At 38.5% G+C, this 16,913-nt stretch carries 13 protein-coding genes and 1 pseudogene; 1 reads left to right on the top strand and 13 read right to left on the bottom strand.

What is annotated here, in order from left to right:
* Positions 1-49: 49 nt before the first annotated feature.
* From ACOMCU_RS11030 to ACOMCU_RS10980, 11 genes are all read right to left on the bottom strand, one after another.
* On the bottom strand, positions 50-1,087 hold the full coding sequence (locus ACOMCU_RS11030) for a FecCD family ABC transporter permease (protein ID WP_010857973.1): 1,038 nt from the start codon (positions 1,085-1,087) through the stop codon (positions 50-52).
* The gene (locus tag ACOMCU_RS11025; RefSeq protein WP_010857972.1) at positions 1,084-2,139 is read right to left on the bottom strand and encodes a FecCD family ABC transporter permease; all 1,056 of its coding nucleotides are present in this window, start codon (positions 2,137-2,139) and stop codon (positions 1,084-1,086) included. The genes ACOMCU_RS11030 and ACOMCU_RS11025 overlap by 4 nt, the downstream gene beginning before the upstream one ends.
* A gap of 233 nt (positions 2,140-2,372) precedes the next feature.
* Positions 2,373-3,167, bottom strand: coding sequence for an ABC transporter ATP-binding protein (locus ACOMCU_RS11020; protein ID WP_010857971.1), 795 nt, complete (start codon positions 3,165-3,167; stop codon positions 2,373-2,375).
* 113 nt (positions 3,168-3,280) lie between these two features.
* On the bottom strand, positions 3,281-5,005 hold the full coding sequence (locus ACOMCU_RS11015; protein WP_010857970.1) for an ABC transporter ATP-binding protein: 1,725 nt from the start codon (positions 5,003-5,005) through the stop codon (positions 3,281-3,283).
* A gap of 380 nt (positions 5,006-5,385) precedes the next feature.
* Positions 5,386-7,284: a helix-turn-helix domain-containing protein gene (locus tag ACOMCU_RS11010; protein ID WP_421050180.1), complete on the bottom strand. Its 1,899-nt coding sequence runs from the start codon at positions 7,282-7,284 to the stop codon at positions 5,386-5,388.
* 127 nt (positions 7,285-7,411) lie between these two features.
* Positions 7,412-8,695, bottom strand: coding sequence for a transcription termination factor Rho (gene rho / locus ACOMCU_RS11005; RefSeq protein ID WP_219361260.1), 1,284 nt, complete (start codon positions 8,693-8,695; stop codon positions 7,412-7,414).
* Between the two features lie 335 nt (positions 8,696-9,030).
* On the bottom strand, positions 9,031-9,987 hold the full coding sequence (glpX, locus tag ACOMCU_RS11000; protein WP_010857967.1) for a class II fructose-bisphosphatase: 957 nt from the start codon (positions 9,985-9,987) through the stop codon (positions 9,031-9,033).
* 95 nt (positions 9,988-10,082) lie between these two features.
* Positions 10,083-11,369: a UDP-N-acetylglucosamine 1-carboxyvinyltransferase gene (locus ACOMCU_RS10995; protein WP_219361261.1), complete on the bottom strand. Its 1,287-nt coding sequence runs from the start codon at positions 11,367-11,369 to the stop codon at positions 10,083-10,085.
* Between the two features lie 60 nt (positions 11,370-11,429).
* A complete protein-coding gene (fsa, locus tag ACOMCU_RS10990; RefSeq protein ID WP_010857965.1) occupies positions 11,430-12,080 on the bottom strand; it encodes a fructose-6-phosphate aldolase in 651 nt (216 codons plus the stop codon).
* A 151-nt stretch (positions 12,081-12,231) separates the two neighbouring features.
* Positions 12,232-13,086, bottom strand: coding sequence for a class II fructose-bisphosphate aldolase (locus tag ACOMCU_RS10985; protein WP_219361262.1), 855 nt, complete (start codon positions 13,084-13,086; stop codon positions 12,232-12,234).
* 286 nt (positions 13,087-13,372) lie between these two features.
* Positions 13,373-13,747: a response regulator gene (locus tag ACOMCU_RS10980; protein WP_421050179.1), complete on the bottom strand. Its 375-nt coding sequence runs from the start codon at positions 13,745-13,747 to the stop codon at positions 13,373-13,375.
* Positions 13,748-13,909: 162 nt separating this feature from the next.
* Between ACOMCU_RS10980 and ACOMCU_RS10975 the strand changes: the two genes are divergently transcribed.
* Entirely contained in the window at positions 13,910-14,440 is a 531-nt protein-coding gene (locus ACOMCU_RS10975) for a DUF2529 family protein (RefSeq protein WP_421050178.1), read from the top strand.
* 166 nt (positions 14,441-14,606) lie between these two features.
* On the opposite strand, the pseudogene ACOMCU_RS10970 reads toward ACOMCU_RS10975, so the two are convergent.
* Positions 14,607-14,906, bottom strand: a pseudogene (locus ACOMCU_RS10970) (transposase); the annotation flags it as partial.
* Between the two features lie 212 nt (positions 14,907-15,118).
* The gene (locus ACOMCU_RS10965) at positions 15,119-16,711 is read right to left on the bottom strand and encodes a CTP synthase (RefSeq protein ID WP_421050177.1); all 1,593 of its coding nucleotides are present in this window, start codon (positions 16,709-16,711) and stop codon (positions 15,119-15,121) included.
* Positions 16,712-16,913: the final 202 nt, after the last annotated feature.

Raw genomic sequence — 16,913 nt, 5'->3', positions numbered from 1 at the left:
GATAATAATATTCATTCTCAATGAAAAATTGCTAAAAAATACTGCTTCCTTATTCCTTTATACGTGCCAACAAATATAAGAAGTATGGTGCTCCTAGGACAGCAACTACGATACCTGCTGGAATTTCAGAGGGTTCTAAAATCGAACGACCAATTGTATCAGCTAATAAGACGAGTAATCCCCCCACTAATGCTGATACTGGCAGTAAGAATTGATGTTTAGCCCCAACAAGCTGACGTGCCAAATGGGGTGCAATTAAACCAACGAAGCCAATACCGCCACTTACTGAAACGCTTGCACCAGCTAAACCAACTGATGCCGCTAATAGCCAACGTCTTTCCTTTTCAATGGAAGCACCTAAACCAACGGCCGTTAAATCCCCTAAATTCAAGATATTTAATACCCGTGATTTAGCATAAACGAATGGGAATAATATCAATATCCACGGCAGCAAAGATAAAACGAATTTCCAATTCGAACCCCAAATACTACCCGCTAACCAAGTAGCAACAAATTGATAATTTTCAGGTGTCAAACGAAGCGTCAACACAATCATTGCTGAACTTATACCTGCTGCTACAGCAATTCCTGTTAATAACAGGCGCATTGGAGTAATCCCTTCATGACGTTTATAGGAAAGTGTATATATAACTATGGCTGTCAATCCTGCCCCTATAAAAGCTAACACAGGAAGTAAGTATACTGGAGCCGCTGTTGTTGCTGGAAAGAATGAGATAAACAACATTACCGCTAAACCAGCACCTGCATTTATCCCTAAAATACCAGGATCAGCTAATGCATTTTTCGAAATACCTTGTAAAATGGCGCCTGAAATAGCTAAACCCATCCCAACCAATACAGCGATAATAATACGTGGAAGTCTAAATTCATATAAAATTAGTTGCTGCTGTGCATCCCCCTGACCAAATAGAGTACGTATGACCTCCATTGGTGTCAGTTTAATAACACCTGTATTCATACTAATCACAAACGTAATAACAATTAACACTGCTAATATGCTTAAAATGAAGATATTTTTCTTTCTAGCCTTTTGTTGACTGGCTGTTAAAAAACTATTATTACTCACAATTCTTTTCCTCCTTTACGCGCTAGGTATAGGAAGAATGGAACACCGATAAAGGCAATAATTGCTCCAATCGGTGCTTCGTAAGGAGGATTTATGGTGCGAGCAGTAAGATCCGCTAACACAACAAGTAAAGCTCCATACACTAACGAACAAGAAATAATCCAACGGTAATCATGACCTACTATGTATCTCGTTAAATGTGGAATAATTAATCCAACAAAGCCAACTGCTCCTACTACAGATACAGCTGCTCCTGCTAAAATTAGCACTACAATCATACCCCAAACTTTAATAACGCCTGTGCGCTGTCCTAGCCCAATTGCAATTTCCTCACCTAGGCTAAGGAGCGTAATGGAACGTGACAATATAAGCGCACCAATCATAGCGACAAGTATCCAAGGTGACAATATTTGAAGGTGATACCATTTCGTCCCAGACACACCACCGGCATACCAAAATGCTAAATCTTGTCCAATACGATAATAGAGTGCAATACCTTCTCCCAATGCGCCTAGAAGCGCACTAACAGCTGCCCCCGCAAGTACTAATCGCATAGGAGTTAGACCACCTTTTGCCAACGAACCTATACCATAAACGATGGCTACACCTAACCCTGCTCCAACAAATGACCATAAAATTAAAAACATGTATGGTAAACCAGGGAAAAAAGCAAAACAAACTGCAAGCATAAATGCCGCTCCCGAGTTTAAACCTAATAAACCTGAGTCTGCTAACGGGTTACGTGTCATTCCTTGCATAATAGCGCCTGCCACCGCAAAGCATCCACCTACCAACGCTGCACCAAGTACACGTGGTAATCGAATTTCTCGTATAATTTGATGTGCCGTTAAATCTGGTGAAAAATGAAAAACGGCTGTCCAAACAGTGCCTAATGAAATATCAGCCGCTCCAAATGAAATGGACAAACCAATAGCAAATACTAATCCAATAAGACCTATAATTAGTGCCACGACAGCACGTACTGGATGAGAACGTCTTTGTAGCTCTTCTAATTTTCCGAGCCCTTCTACTGCTTCTGCTGACGTAGTCATGCTTTTCCTCCTTTATATCTATCCGATTAAAAATTCATCCCACATTTGACGGGCTATAAAACTACCACCACAGCATTTGAGTGAAATCAACATTTTTGAAGAGCGTTTCACTTCCTGTAAAAGCTCGATTTGTTAAGGTCAACCTGGTATGGCGGTCTTAGCTTAGTTGCTCTTTCTTCTTAAGAGAATTAAGAGCTCTCCAATGGTGGGAAATTTACTTTAACTACTCAGCATTACTTATTTTTTTCATATAATTGGTAAGATAAGCAAATTGGATTATTGCTATACGGACAAAGGGCCATCGTCGCATCAATATTAAATACTTCTTGTAAGTTTTCCTTTGTCATTACTTCATCTGGTTTACCACTTACTTTCAATTGCCCGCTTCTCATCGCAATCATAAATTGAGAAAAACGAGAGGCATGATTTAAATCGTGCAATACCATAACAATCGTGCGGCCCTCTTCTTCATTTAACTTTTGCAATAATAAAAGAATATCTAGCTGATGCGCTAAATCCAAATAGGTTGTTGGTTCATCCAGTATAAGAATATCTGTACCTTGAGCTAACGCCATAGCAATCCATACTCGTTGACGCTGACCGCCCGATAATGCCTCAATTGGACGATCACTAAATTCCCTTAGTCCTGTGACATCAATAGCCCAATGAATATATTCAAAATCCTCCTTACGCAACGTACCAAAGCCTGTTTGATGTGGAAATCGACCGTAGGATACTAATTCAAAAACTGTCAATCCACCTGGAGCTGTTGCTGTTTGTGGCAGAATTGCCATTCTCTTAGCAACCTCTTTTGTTTTCAACTGATGAATTGCTTTTCCATCCAAGTATACAGCACCATCTTGTGTTCTAAGTACACGTGCCACAGCCTTTAATAATGTAGATTTCCCACATCCATTGGGACCGATAATTGTAGAAATTTGCCCTTTTGGAATCGCTACACTTAAATCTTCCACAATTAATGTAGATGAGTAGCCTATGGCAACATGTTCTATTTCAAGGACTGACATATTAAACTTCCTTTCCCTTTTAGGAATAAATTTATTGTTAGATAAAGGTGTAGAAATGATAAAGCAAAACTACCATTTCTACACTATGATTGAACGCTCTTTATAAGGATAATTTAAATTTGCAAACCAAATTGCGCTGTATAAAGGCCATAATAAGCATTTTGGATATTCATTAATTCATCATGTGTGCCTTCCTCAATAATGCCTTTTTTTGACACAACAACGATGCGATCAGCGTCTTTAATGGTTGCTAAACGGTGAGCAATAACTAATGTAGTACGTCCAATGGATAGTTCATTTAATGCCTGTTGGATTGCCTTCTCTGTTTCTGTATCTAATGCAGAGGTTGCCTCATCCAAAATTAATATTCTTGGGTTTTTCAGGAAAATACGTGCTATGGACAATCGTTGTTTTTGCCCTCCTGATAGCTTGACTCCACGTTCACCAATTAAGGTATCCATGCCCTCTGGCAAGGCATTAATAACTTCCTCTAACTGTGCACGCTTTGCAGCATGCCAAATATCCTCTTCACTGGCGTCTAAATCACCGTAAGCAATATTTTCTCGAATTGTGCCATCAAATAAGAACACATCTTGCTGTACAATCCCGATATGTGCACGAAGAGATTGTAACTTGAAATCTCGTATATCGATTCCGTCAATCTTAATAGCCCCTTCACTTACCTCGTAAAAACGTGGTAACAGACTACAGATGGTTGATTTACCTGCCCCTGAAGGTCCAACAAGTGCAACCGTTTCACCCGGACGAACATTAAGATTAATATTATTTAAGGCGCGTTCATTATCTGTGTAACCAAAAGATACATTGCTAAATGCGATGTCTCCCTCTATGACTTCAATACTCTTCGCCTCTGGGCGATCAGCAATTTCTGGTGCTGTTTCAAGGAAATCAATATAACGTTTAAAACCAGCCATCCCTCTTGGGTAAGTCTCTATAAACATATTAATTTTGTTAATAGGTCCTAAAAGAATACCTGATAATAGGATGAAAGCGATAAACTCACCATTGGTTAGCTGCCCTTGTAAAACAAAGTACGCACCTACAAAAAGTGTGAATAATGATAAAATTTTTGTTAAAATACCTGAAATTGCTTCATTCCACGCCATTACTTTATAAGAAAATAGTTTGGTCGTTCTGAATCGATTATTATTGACCTTGAAGCGTTTAATTTCATGTTCCTCATTGGTAAATGCTTGTACAACTCGAATACCACTTACATTGTTTTCTACACGTGCGTTAAAATCGGCGATATCTCCAAACATTTGACGGAACGCTTTTGACATAAGCTTGCCAAAAAATATCGTAAGCAAAAGAATGATTGGTACCAGAATAAATATAAGCAGTGTGAAGGTTGGATCAATGTAAAACATCACGCCGAAAGAGCCAATAATCGTCATGGCAGCAATAAACATATCCTCTGGACCATGATGTGCAAGCTCACCAATATCCATTAGATCATTTGTTAAGCGTGAGACAAGATGCCCTGTTTTGTTATTATCGAAATAACGAAAAGAAAGTTTTTGCACATGACTGAACGATTCCCTACGCATATCTGTTTCAATATTAATCCCTAACATATGTCCCCAATAAGAAACTATAAAATCTAAAATCGAATTGAATATGTATAACAAGAGCAACAGCAAACTCGCCATTACAATCCACTTTAGTTCACCATCAGGAAGGATGTCGTCAATCACCTTATTTAATACCAATGGAAAAGCTAACTCGATGAGGGCTGCCAAAATAGCACAAGAAAAATCTAGTATAAATAATCCCTTATATGGCCTGTAATAAGAAAAAAAACGTTGTAATAACATTGGTGAGACCTCCCATTTCTTTAATACTATTTCTGTATTTTTACTATAGATTTATTACACTAATAATTGATAATGATTATCATTATTGATTAAAATATACAATACTTCCAATTAAGATTGCAATCTTTTTGACTAACACTGAAAACCTCTTACCTATTTAATAATCTAGTAAATGAGCTACCCGACTATATATCAGGTAGCTCATCCCACACAATATTTGTTTATTGCTTTGAAATCGCTTTTCTACAATTTAGTCAGCCATGCTTGTCAATCGATTGCAGTTAATAATCAAACTGATTAAAGAATATTTAATTTCGTTATCACATTATGTAGTCACTACTATATCCGCTTTATAAACTGTTGTTCACAGTTATAATTAGCTATTTAGTTTTTTGTGACTCTGTAAATTCTACAATTTTATTGGCCATGTCCTCTGCTTGATGTAAACCCGATAGCGGATCAGAAGCAAAATAATGCTCTGGTGATAAATCAATTATTTTATTATTTTTTACAATATCTAAATTGGTCCAAGTTGATGGAAGTTCGCCACCCTTATTAAAGAAATTTATGAGAAATACATAATCACCAACGTAGTCACCTACTACTTCATAGGAGATATCATAGCGCCCACCACCAGATTCTTTCGTATCAAAGAGTTCTTGTACTTTCTCTTGTGGCTTCATGTTCAGTATTTGGTATAATGCTCGACCGCCTGACACGCTATTATTCGCTACGATTGTTGCATTTTTTTCAAATAGATCAAAAATAGTAAAAGTAGCCCCTTCTGGTATGGCAGCATTGATTCTGTTCTGTGCATCAGCTATACGCTTATCGAAATCTTTTACAAATGCAGTTGCCTCTGCTTGTCTGCCAAGATATTCACCCATTGCCTTGATTTCGTCAGTTGCCGTTTTATGGACTGTTTCAGAGAACACGATAGTTGGTGCTATTTTTTCATATTTCTCTACATCTTCTTTATTCCACGTAATAATTAAATCCGGTTTTAATTCTAAAATTTTCTCCAAAGATGTATTTCCGTCTGTTCCAATATTATTAATTTCTCCATCTTTATAATATGGTTTTAAAAACGCAGCAAAATCTAAATTAGCTGTGACGGCTCCTACTGGCACAATATCTAATGCTAGAATCTGACCAAGATACCAATCTGTTACTATTCGTTTTGCCTTTACTGGAATTTCCACTTCTCGCCCACTATCATCTGTTATCATTCGAGTTGTAGCTTCTTCAGTCTTAGGTGTCTCTTCTTTGTTGTCCGCTTGATGAGCTGTATCTTCACCACATGCTGCAAGTAATACCAACAGACTCAACAAAAAAGGCATCTTTATATGTTTCATCATGAAATCATTTTCCCTACTCTCAAATCGTATTGCTTGCGCGAGCTGATTCTCATTGTATTGAAAATGATTCTCATTTGTAATAGCAAATTCGGACATACCAGATGTATATTTCCGCCTAAAAATACTTGGAGCCATATTTGTTTCCTTTTTAAAGGCTCTGCTAAAATAATATTCATCTTCATAACCAAGCGATATTGCTATTTCTCTGATACCATAATGATTAGACAATAGGTAATGCTTCGCTTTTTCAATTCGAAGCTGCTGTAAATAGATTTGTGGGCCAATACCATAACGATCCTTGAAAGTACGTAGAAGATGTCTTGTACTGATTTTGAGCGAATCTGCAAGTGTCTGTATAGATATTGGCTCATGAACATGTTGTTCTAAATAGAGACGTGCCGCTTCTACTTTATCCATTTCATGTGGCTTACCCAGCCCCTCATTCAGCTCTTGAAAAATACGATAGATGAGTTCATAAAAAGATGCCTTGACTGATAGATGTTCCTGGATAACACTTGTCTGCCATTTATCGTACATGTCTTGCAGTAACATATGTATACCAAGAGCATTAGCGGGTACACAGGTAAAATCCGTTTGAAAAGGTTGATACTGCATGTGTAAATGTTGTAAAAAAGCATCTGCATAAATAACATCACCTCTATAGTGAATCATGTAGTAGCTAATACTTTCCTTTACTTTTATATGTAGTGATTGCGATTTTCCAATATGGAAAATACTAAAGCGTTGTACTTGATAAGGCTGATCGCCAATTAAAACCTCTGCCTCGCCCTCTGTGATGACAAGTAGCGTGCTAAGATTTACGCGCCTATCTATTTGTAAATCAGTTTTATCTACATAATCAAACTGTTTCAGCTTGATATAAGTGTTTTCCCAAAGCAGCATATACGCATCATAGTTCATATCTTTCTCCTTTTGAAATGAAATAGTTCTATGTCAATTATATTGATAACGATTATCAATTTCAATTGGACTTTCAAGACAAAAAAATCACCACTAACTAAACCTAGTCAATGGTGATTTTATATAGTTATAGTAAACCTTTACCTTTTGTTGCTTTCTTCATATCTTCATTTAGCTTCTCGAAAAATTCTTCGTTTGATTTTGTAGTGCGTAACTTCTTCAAGAAACGCTCTGAAAAATCTTGCGCATCTGAAAATGTTTTTCGAATTGCCCATAGTTTTTCCAGTTGTTCAGGTGCAAGAAGCAGCTCTTCCTTACGTGTACCTGAACGACGAATATCAAGCGCAGGGAAAATACGACGCTCTGCTAATTGGCGATCTAGGTGAAGTTCTAGATTCCCTGTTCCTTTAAATTCTTCATAGATGACTTCGTCCATTCGTGAGCCAGTGTCGACTAAAGCCGTAGCTAGAATTGTTAAGCTACCACCTTCTTCTATATTACGGGCAGAACCGAAGAAACGTTTAGGTCTATGGAATGCAGCAGGGTCAATACCACCTGATAGTGTACGACCACTTGGTGGAATAACTAAGTTATAAGCACGTGCTAAACGGGTAATGGAGTCCATTAATATAATTACGTCACGTTTATGCTCGACTAAACGACGTGCACGCTCTAAAACGATTTCTGCAACCTTCACGTGATTTTCTGGTACCTCATCGAAAGTAGAACTAACTACATCTGCATTCACAGAACGTTCGATATCCGTTACTTCCTCAGGACGTTCATCAATAAGTAATACAATCAGCTCTGCTTCCGGATAATTCGTAGTAATTGAATTTGCAATTTCTTTTAATAATGATGTTTTCCCTGCTTTTGGAGGCGCTACAATTAAACCACGTTGGCCAAAACCTACAGGTGCCACTAAATCCATAATACGAGTCGATAAATTTTGCTGCGTTGTTTCAAGCTTGATTTGTCGATCAGGATATAACGGTGTTAATGCCGGGAAATGCACACGTTCTTTTGCAACTTCCGGGTCTTCGCCATTTACAGCGTCTACTTGTAGCAGACCGTAGTAGCGTTCATTTTCTTTAGGTGGACGTACTTTACCCGATACCTTGTCCCCATTACGGAGGTCAAAGCGTCGAATCTGAGAAGCAGAAATATAAATATCCTCTTTACTTGGCGAGTAGTTAATTGGGCGAAGGAAGCCAAAGCCCTCCTGCGAAACAATTTCAAGTACTCCCTCCATGAAAAAATAACCCTCTTGTTCTGAACGCGTTTTCAAAATAGCAAATATTAATTCTTTTTTTGTTAGCTTGCTATAATATGAAATTTTATATTGGCGTGCGAGGGCGTAAAGCTCTTTTAACGTCATGTTTTCTAATTGAGCGATTGTCAATGCAGACATATGCACAACTCCAGTCTTTTTCAAAATATATTGCTTTTGTGGGGTTATCATTGAAGTTTTTACGAAAGGCTCTGTTAAAACGGTTGATATCTGTACCTGTAATACACTCTATTTCCTAGGGGTAGTGGCTAAGCCGCATCTTTGCTTTGCCACTACGTATAAAGGTCTTAGCTTCACTGCTAATCCCTTAAGAGTAGAGCTACAGCTACTCTCCAATCAACCATACAAACATTGGAGTATAACATTGCCTTATAAACTATGGGATGGTTTAAATTAAGAAGAAGGTACCTAGCACAAAAAAAGATGCGCTAGGTATATTTTAGAAGAAATTATTATTAATAGCTAGGTTTTTTCTCAAGAGCGTGACGACCTTCTACAAAACGGACAGTACCTGATTTTGCTCGCATAACTACTGAATGTGTTAATGCGTAGGCACCTTTATACTGAACTCCTTTTAATAGCTCGCAATCTGTTACAGCTGTTGCTGCAAAAATTGCATCGTCCCCTTTTACTAGGTCATCTAAGTAAAGAACTTTTTCAACATCTACGCCCATTTTTTTGCAACGCTCTAGCTGTTCCTCATCTTCTGGCACTAGTTTCGCTTGGAAGTCTCCACCTAGGCATTTTAATGCAACAGCAGAAATTACACCTTCTGGTGCACCGCCCATTCCGAACATAATATCGATGCCTGTTTCATCGAAAGCGGTGTTAATGGCTGCTCCAACATCACCATCTTGAATAAATTTAATTCGAGCTCCAGCTTCACGAATTTCATCTACAATTGCTTGATGGCGTGGACGATCTAATAAAGTAGCTACCACGTCTGAAATATCTTTATTTTTTGCTTTTGCTACTTGTAATAAGTTATAAGTAACTGAAGCATTAATATCAACTTTCCCTGCCGCTTCTGGTCCTACTGCAATTTTCTCCATGTACATATCAGGTGCATTTAATAGATTACCTTTATCTGCAATAGCAAGTACTGTCATTGCACCATTTGTACCTTTAGCCACAATATTCGTACCTTCTAAAGGGTCAACTGCAATATCTACTTGAGGACCACCATTACGAAGGCCAAGCTCTTCTCCAATATAAAGCATTGGCGCTTCGTCCATTTCACCTTCACCAATTACTACTGTAGCATGCATTGGAATTGTATCGAACATTGAGCGCATTGCTGTCGTTGCTGCATCATCTGCCTCAATTTTCAAACCGCGACCCATCCATTTCCCGGATGCGATTGCTGCTGCCTCTGTTACTCGTACTACTTCCATCGATAAACTACGTTCCATTGTTGTTTTTCCTCCCGTTAACGGCATATTTCATTCGCCGAAACATTCAAATTACCTCTATTGTAACATAATTGGCTCAAAACTTTTACCACACATTATTCCTTTAGCTCAGCTACACCGACCATTATTGTCTCACGTCGAATATCTGCGCCTAAATCACGTAATTTTTCAATAAGTGAGCTATAGCCTCGTTCAATGTGATAGATATCGTGAATTTCAGTTTCACCTTCAGCTAATAATCCAGCTAATACTAAAGCTGCACCAGCGCGAAGGTCTGTCGCTGTCACATTTGAGCCATGTAATTTATTTGGGCCAGAGATAATCGCTGTATTTCCTTCGACACGTGCATTTGCATTCATACGACGAAGTTCATCTATATGCTTAAAACGGGCTGTATATATTGTGTCTGTTACCTTTGAGGAACCTAGTGCCTGGGACATCAACACAGAAAGTGGCTGCTGAATATCCGTAGGGAATCCAGGATACACTAACGTTTTGACATCAACTGCTTGCAATGTCGTAAGGTCCGTTTTCGGAACAAAAATACTTTCCTCACCTATTTCAATTTTCACACCCATTTCACGAAGCTTTGCTGTAATTGCCTCTAAATGTAGTGGAATGACGTTATCAATGGTAATGCCATCGCCAACTGCAGCCGCCATAATCATAAAAGTTGCTGCTTCAATTCGGTCAGGGATAATCGTATGCTCTGTGCCGTGTAGCTCCTCAACACCGTCAATACGTATTACACTCGTACCTGCCCCTTTAATATTGGCTCCCATGTTGGTAAGAAGTGTTGCAACATCGATAATTTCAGGCTCTTTCGCCGCATTTTCAATAACTGTACGCCCTTTTGCACGTACAGCGGCCAACATAATATTAATTGTTGCTCCAACACTGGCAACGTCTAAATAAATTTTTGCGCCAATTAATTCATCCGCACGTAAATAGATCGCTCCATGCTCATTTGTAATTTTAGCGCCAAGTGCCTCAAAACCTTTTATATGCTGATCAATTGGACGCGGTCCTAGGAAACAGCCTCCCGGTAAACCAATCACAGCTTTTTTAAAACGACCAAGCATTGCCCCCATTAAATAATAGGAAGCACGGAGTTTTTTCACGTTACCATTCGGCAATGGAAGTGCAATCATATCAGACGGATCAATAGTCATTTTACCGTCCTCAAAAGTCACTTCTCCGCCAATTTCTTCTAATAGCGCCTTCAAAGTCCAAGCATCTGAAATTTCTGGTATCCCTCCAATAGTCACTGGAGAGTTCGCCAAAATTGATGCTGGAATTAAGGCGACTGCACTATTTTTTGCACCACTAACTTTAATTGTACCTCTTAGACGATTTTCGCCTGTAATTTTGTATACATCCATTTTGCGTTCTCCCTCATGATTGGAAAGTAATTTTTGCGTCTGGCCCACTTTATAATCTTATTATTCGCCTTTTCTCTTATTCCAATCCGCTAAAAATCCTTCAATTCCTTTTTCCGTTAATGGATGATGGAAAAGCTGCTTTAATACTTTATATGGAGTTGTTGAAATATGCGCACCTGCAAGTGCTGCTGCCGTTACGTGTTGCGGGTGACGAATAGAAGCTGCGATAATTTGCGTGTCGATATTATGGATTGTGAAAATATCTGCGATAGTTTCAATAAGCTCTACACCATTTAGTCCAATATCATCTAAACGACCGATAAATGGTGATACATATGTAGCACCTGCACGAGCGGCCATTAACGCTTGGTTTGCACTGAAAATTAATGTTACGTTGGTTTTGATGCCTTTGTTCGCAAAGAAACGACATGCTTCTAAGCCAGCTGGTGTCATAGGTAATTTAACAGTAATATTTGGTGCTATGGCAGCCAGTTCCAGTCCTTCTTTAATCATACCTTCAGCATCTAGTGCAATGACTTCCCCACTTACTGAACCATCTACTAGCTCTGCAATCTCACGTAGTCGATCGTGGAATGATACGTTTTCTTCTTTAGCAACTAATGAAGGGTTTGTTGTAACACCCGATAAAATACCCCATGCATGTGCTTCTTTAATCTCGTCAAAGTTAGCTGTATCAATAAAAAATTTCATATAATTTCCTCCCAAACCCTATTTTCTTAAATTATTAAATATCTGTTAAAAAGTTGTTATTTCAAAAACAAGAGAAGGTCGACTACAAGCATCAACACTTCTCTTATTATGTGTATTCATCTATGCTTTTGTACCATATTAGATGCAAAAATTATGCTTTTTGTGAACTGCCGAATTCGCGAATTTTACCAGTAACGGTTGCTTTAATCGCCTCACGTGCTGGTGCTAAGAATTTACGAGGGTCGTAAACAGCCTTATCATTGTCAAGGATTTCACGGATAACTTTTGTAGCAGCGATTTGATTTTCAGTATTGACGTTTATTTTTGCTGTACCTAATGAAATCGAGCGTTGAATATCTTTTGTTGGGATACCTGTACCACCATGTAATACTAACGGAAGATCTGCTAATTTTGAGATTTCTTCCATTTCTTTAAAGCCTAGATTAGGTTCACCTTTGTAAGGACCATGCACAGAACCAAGTGCTGGAGCTAAGCAGTCAATATCTGTTAACTCAACCATCTTACGGCATTCTTCAGGATCAGCATACATGATACCACCGATTACACCGTCTTCATCGCCACCAACTGTTCCAAGTTCTGCTTCCACAGATACTCCTTTAGCGTGAGCGTATTCAACCACTTTTGAAGTGATGTCGATGTTTTCTTCAAATGAGTGATGTGAAGCATCAATCATAACAGAAGTGAAACCTGCATCAATCGCTTCTTTACATTTATCAAAACTTGAGCCGTGATCAAGATGAATAGCTACTGGAACAGTTATACCGTATGATTCCATTAAGCCTTTTACCATTTGAACTACGGCGATAAAGCCGCCCATATATTTACCCGCGCCTTCAGATACGCCTAGGATTACCGGTGATTTCTCTTCTTCTGCTGCTTGTAAAATTGCTTGCGTCCATTCAAGGTTGTTGATGTTGAATTGACCAACTGCATAACCTTCTGCCTTCGCCTTAATTAACATCTCTTTCATAGATACCAATGCCATAGTAAAAATCCTCCTTATAGGACTATTCTTTATACATAAATGTGCTATTCAATCATAGCAAAAATAGAGAACGCTGAAAAGTATTTTCAGCGTTCTCTATTTTCTGCGCAAAAGCGAAGTGACAACGTAGCGACAGCGCCCATGTTTTCTGGACCGAAAGCGAAGTGCACACGAAGCAGCAGGTGCAATTTTTTTCAACAAGAAAGTGAAGTGATATTCGCAGCGGTAACATCGAAGTTTACTATGTCTATGCTATTTAACAGCAGTGAAAAACAGGCAATGTTTATCACTGCCTGTTGGTTTGACCTTTTAATGTTTTATTGACCTCATCACGTACTTCAAAAATATCAAAAGGTTTTGTAAAGTAACGAATAGCCCCTAATTCCAGAGCCTCCTGAACAACGTCTAGTTCACCATAAGCAGTCATCATAAAGACCGGGGTTTTTGGCCATTTTTCTTTTAAATGCTTTAATATTTCAATGCCATCCATTCCAGGGATCTTCATGTCTAGTAATACACAATCTATTTCTTCTTCTTCTGCATAACGTAGTGCTTCCACACCATTCGCTGCTAAATATGTAATGTAACCTTCCTTCTTTAACACTTCATTTAAAAGCAAACGAATGCCTTGCTGATCATCGACAATTAGTAATCGTTTCACATTTCATTCCGCCCTTTTTGAATTATTATGCTTGTACAAAAGCATCCTATAATATGTATAATTCTCCTTTAAAATCTTAATACCTTCTAGTATTATAAATTATCTGCTATTGCTTTTGCTTTATACTTATTTCAAACATATAATATTGAATGAGGTGGAACCATGTCAAAAATTCTAACGACTCAACTAAGTGGACTTCTTCAAAGAATAACACAAAGCGAAGAAGAAGCTATCGAAGAAACAGCAAGATTACTTGCACAAGCAGGTATCGGGGTAGGCCATGTTTATTTTGCTTGCTTTGGTGAAATGCAAGTTGTCGAATTAAATGCACGCCAAGGTGTGGAACAATTTTCTAAGCTGTTACCATGGACTGATAATACTGTAGTGAATGAAGTTGATCGTGTGTGTATCTTTACGCGTAGTGCACAGGATCGGGATGCCTTAGCATTAGCACAAAAATTAAATAATAGTTTTATTCCATTTGCAGCAGTCGCTAGTGAAGTAGCTAATTCTGATAATCCGTTAGCGGATTTAGCGTATACATATATCTCTACCCGTATGCGTGGTGGCTTACTACCTAACGACTTGGGTGAACGCATTGTTGTTCCACATGCAATTGCCGCTCTTTTTATCTATGAGGCTGTAAAGATCGCATATGATGAAATGCTCGGACTCAATGAAGAAGAACTATAAGTGCTTAGTACAAGGGTGATGAATATTCGCAAATTAAGTTTACTGCCCACTATGGGAGGACAAATCACACTAAAGCTCTAAACGTGAAAAGCTCCCTTCACATGGGATTTTCAGACTGGAGACAAACTCAAAAATTGAGTTTGTCTCCAGTCTTTTTTCTTTTAAATATTTTTTTAATCCCTCGTAAGGTTGTCCAACGCATACCATGCTCTTCTTTCCCATCCGTAAATACATGTACAATCGTTTCATTTCGACGTGCATAGATTTGTTTCGTGTCACTGTGCTGACGTAAATGATCGGCTTCTTCCACATGAAGCGCCCAAATAGGACGTTCAAGGATTTTTCGATGATCCTTACTTGTCGTACATGGAGCCAATAACGAACAACTTGCGCATTGAAGTGGCTTGGATTTATACTGTCTTCTACCTTCTTTCGTTGTCATTGAATAGGATACACTAGTTGATTGGAGCGCAGGCGGTGACTTCTGAAAAAATAGCATGAGCGAAAAGGCCCCACAGGAGCATAGCGTCGAGGAGACTGTAGAAATGCCCCGAAAAGCGTCCGACGTAGCGGAAATCAACGGGTTCATATAGAGACTTCTGTTATTTTACACTGTACTTCGTTTTGATAAAGAAAAGAGTTGACTCAAAAATTATTTGAGTCAACTCCTTGCGGTTTTTATTTAAATGTTGCACCGATAAAATCACGGAATAATGGTTGTGGTCTGTTTGGACGCGATACTAATTCTGGATGGAATTGACAAGCTACAAAGAAATTGTTCTCTGGTAATTCGATAATTTCCACTAGTTTGCCGTCTGGACTTGTACCTGAGAATACTAGACCTGCTGCTTCCATCGCTTCACGGTATTCATTGTTAAATTCATAGCGGTGACGGTGGCGTTCATACACAAGTTCTTTTCCATAGGCAATGCTTGCCTTTGAACCAGCTTGTAATTTACATGGATACAAGCCTAAACGTAATGTACCACCAAGGTCTACGTTATCGTTTTGATCCGGTAAGAAGTCAATTATCGGATACTGTGTTGCTGCATCAAGCTCTGTAGAGTGCGCACCTTGTAAACCAAGTACGTTACGTGCAAATTCTACTGTTGCTAGTTGCATCCCTAAGCAAATCCCTAAGAATGGAACATTATTTTCACGTGCATATTGCGTTGCTAAAATTTTACCTTCTACCCCGCGATCACCAAAGCCACCTGGTACTAATATAGCATCTGCTTCTTTTAATAGTGTCGCTACATTATCAGCTTCTACATGTTCTGCATTGATCCAATCAATATCGATATCTGAATTAAATGCATAGCCTGCATGCTTTAATGCTTCTACAACAGAAATGTAAGCATCTTGTAGTTCTACATACTTACCTACTAATGCGATTCTTCTTCTGTTTGGTAAGCTTTTCACTTTCGCTACAAGATCACGCCATTCTTCCATATCCGCTTCTGGCGCTTCAATTCCAAAATGATCAAGCACGATATCATCGATGTCTTGCGCATGAAGATTTAAAGGAACTTCATATAAATGTTCCGCATCACGAGATTCAATTATTTCATGTGGCTGTACGTCACAGAATAATGCTAATTTTTCTTTCATGTCTTGTGGTACTTCTTGCTCTGTACGCACAACAATAATATTTGGTTGGATTCCTAAAGAGCGCAATTCTTTTACAGAGTGCTGAGTTGGCTTAGTTTTCAATTCACCAGCTGCTTTAATGTAAGGAATAAGCGTACAGTGAACATACATGACATTGTTATGTCCTAGATTCGTTTTCATTTGGCGAATTGCTTCAAGGAATGGTAGAGACTCAATATCACCTACTGTACCACCTACTTCTGTAATAACAACATCAGCATTTGTTTCGCGGCCTGCACGTTGAATGCGTTCTTTAATTTCATTCGTAATATGAGGAATTACTTGTACTGTTCCACCATTGTAATCACCACGACGTTCTTTTTGTAAAACAGATTGATAGACACGACCTGAAGTTACTGTTGAATGTTTCCCCAAATTAATGTCGATGAAACGTTCATAGTGACCTAAGTCTAAGTCAGCTTCAGCACCATCATCTGTTACAAATACCTCGCCGTGTTGATAAGGACTCATCGTACCTGGATCAATATTGATATATGGGTCGAATTTTTGTATTGTTACTTCCAACCCACGGTTTTTAAGTAAACGTCCTAAAGATGCTGCAACAATTCCTTTACCAAGCGAAGACACTACCCCACCTGTTACAAAAATATACTTAGTCATGAAAAAATTCCTCCTTATATTGTTCTAGAAATTGCTAATAAGACAAGTGCATTCACGCCCTTTTGTACCTAACTCTATAGTACAGGGAGAGATGTGCCGCTGATGCTTCACTTTTTGGAGGGCTTGATGCGACCTCTAACGATTAGCGTGAATGCCTTAACATCGATTAAATAATTTATATTTGCTTATACCTTAAAATAAG

The organism is Lysinibacillus sp. UGB7, assembly GCF_049058285.1.
Lineage (GTDB): Bacteria > Bacillota > Bacilli > Bacillales_A > Planococcaceae > Lysinibacillus > Lysinibacillus sphaericus_B.
Note: the sequence above shows the minus strand (reverse complement) of the source record. Positions and strands in the feature narration are given on the sequence as shown.

What these genes read in the sequence shown, in the direction of transcription:
- ACOMCU_RS11025 (WP_010857972.1), bottom strand. Translation starts at nt 2,139, where the DNA reads ATGACTACGTCAGCAGAAGCAGTAGAAGGGCTCGGAAAATTAGAAGAG.
- ACOMCU_RS11020 (WP_010857971.1), bottom strand. Translation starts at nt 3,167, where the DNA reads ATGTCAGTCCTTGAAATAGAACATGTTGCCATAGGCTACTCATCTACA.
- ACOMCU_RS11015 (WP_010857970.1), bottom strand. Translation starts at nt 5,005, where the DNA reads ATGTTATTACAACGTTTTTTTTCTTATTACAGGCCATATAAGGGATTA.
- ACOMCU_RS11010 (WP_421050180.1), bottom strand. Translation starts at nt 7,284, where the DNA reads ATGAACTATGATGCGTATATGCTGCTTTGGGAAAACACTTATATCAAG.
- rho (WP_219361260.1), bottom strand. Translation starts at nt 8,695, where the DNA reads ATGTCTGCATTGACAATCGCTCAATTAGAAAACATGACGTTAAAAGAG.
- glpX (WP_010857967.1), bottom strand. Translation starts at nt 9,987, where the DNA reads ATGGAACGTAGTTTATCGATGGAAGTAGTACGAGTAACAGAGGCAGCA.
- ACOMCU_RS10995 (WP_219361261.1), bottom strand. Translation starts at nt 11,369, where the DNA reads ATGGATGTATACAAAATTACAGGCGAAAATCGTCTAAGAGGTACAATT.
- fsa (WP_010857965.1), bottom strand. Translation starts at nt 12,080, where the DNA reads ATGAAATTTTTTATTGATACAGCTAACTTTGACGAGATTAAAGAAGCA.
- ACOMCU_RS10985 (WP_219361262.1), bottom strand. Translation starts at nt 13,086, where the DNA reads ATGGCATTGGTATCTATGAAAGAGATGTTAATTAAGGCGAAGGCAGAA.
- ACOMCU_RS10975 (WP_421050178.1), top strand. Translation starts at nt 13,910, where the DNA reads ATGTCAAAAATTCTAACGACTCAACTAAGTGGACTTCTTCAAAGAATA.
- ACOMCU_RS10965 (WP_421050177.1), bottom strand. Translation starts at nt 16,711, where the DNA reads ATGACTAAGTATATTTTTGTAACAGGTGGGGTAGTGTCTTCGCTTGGT.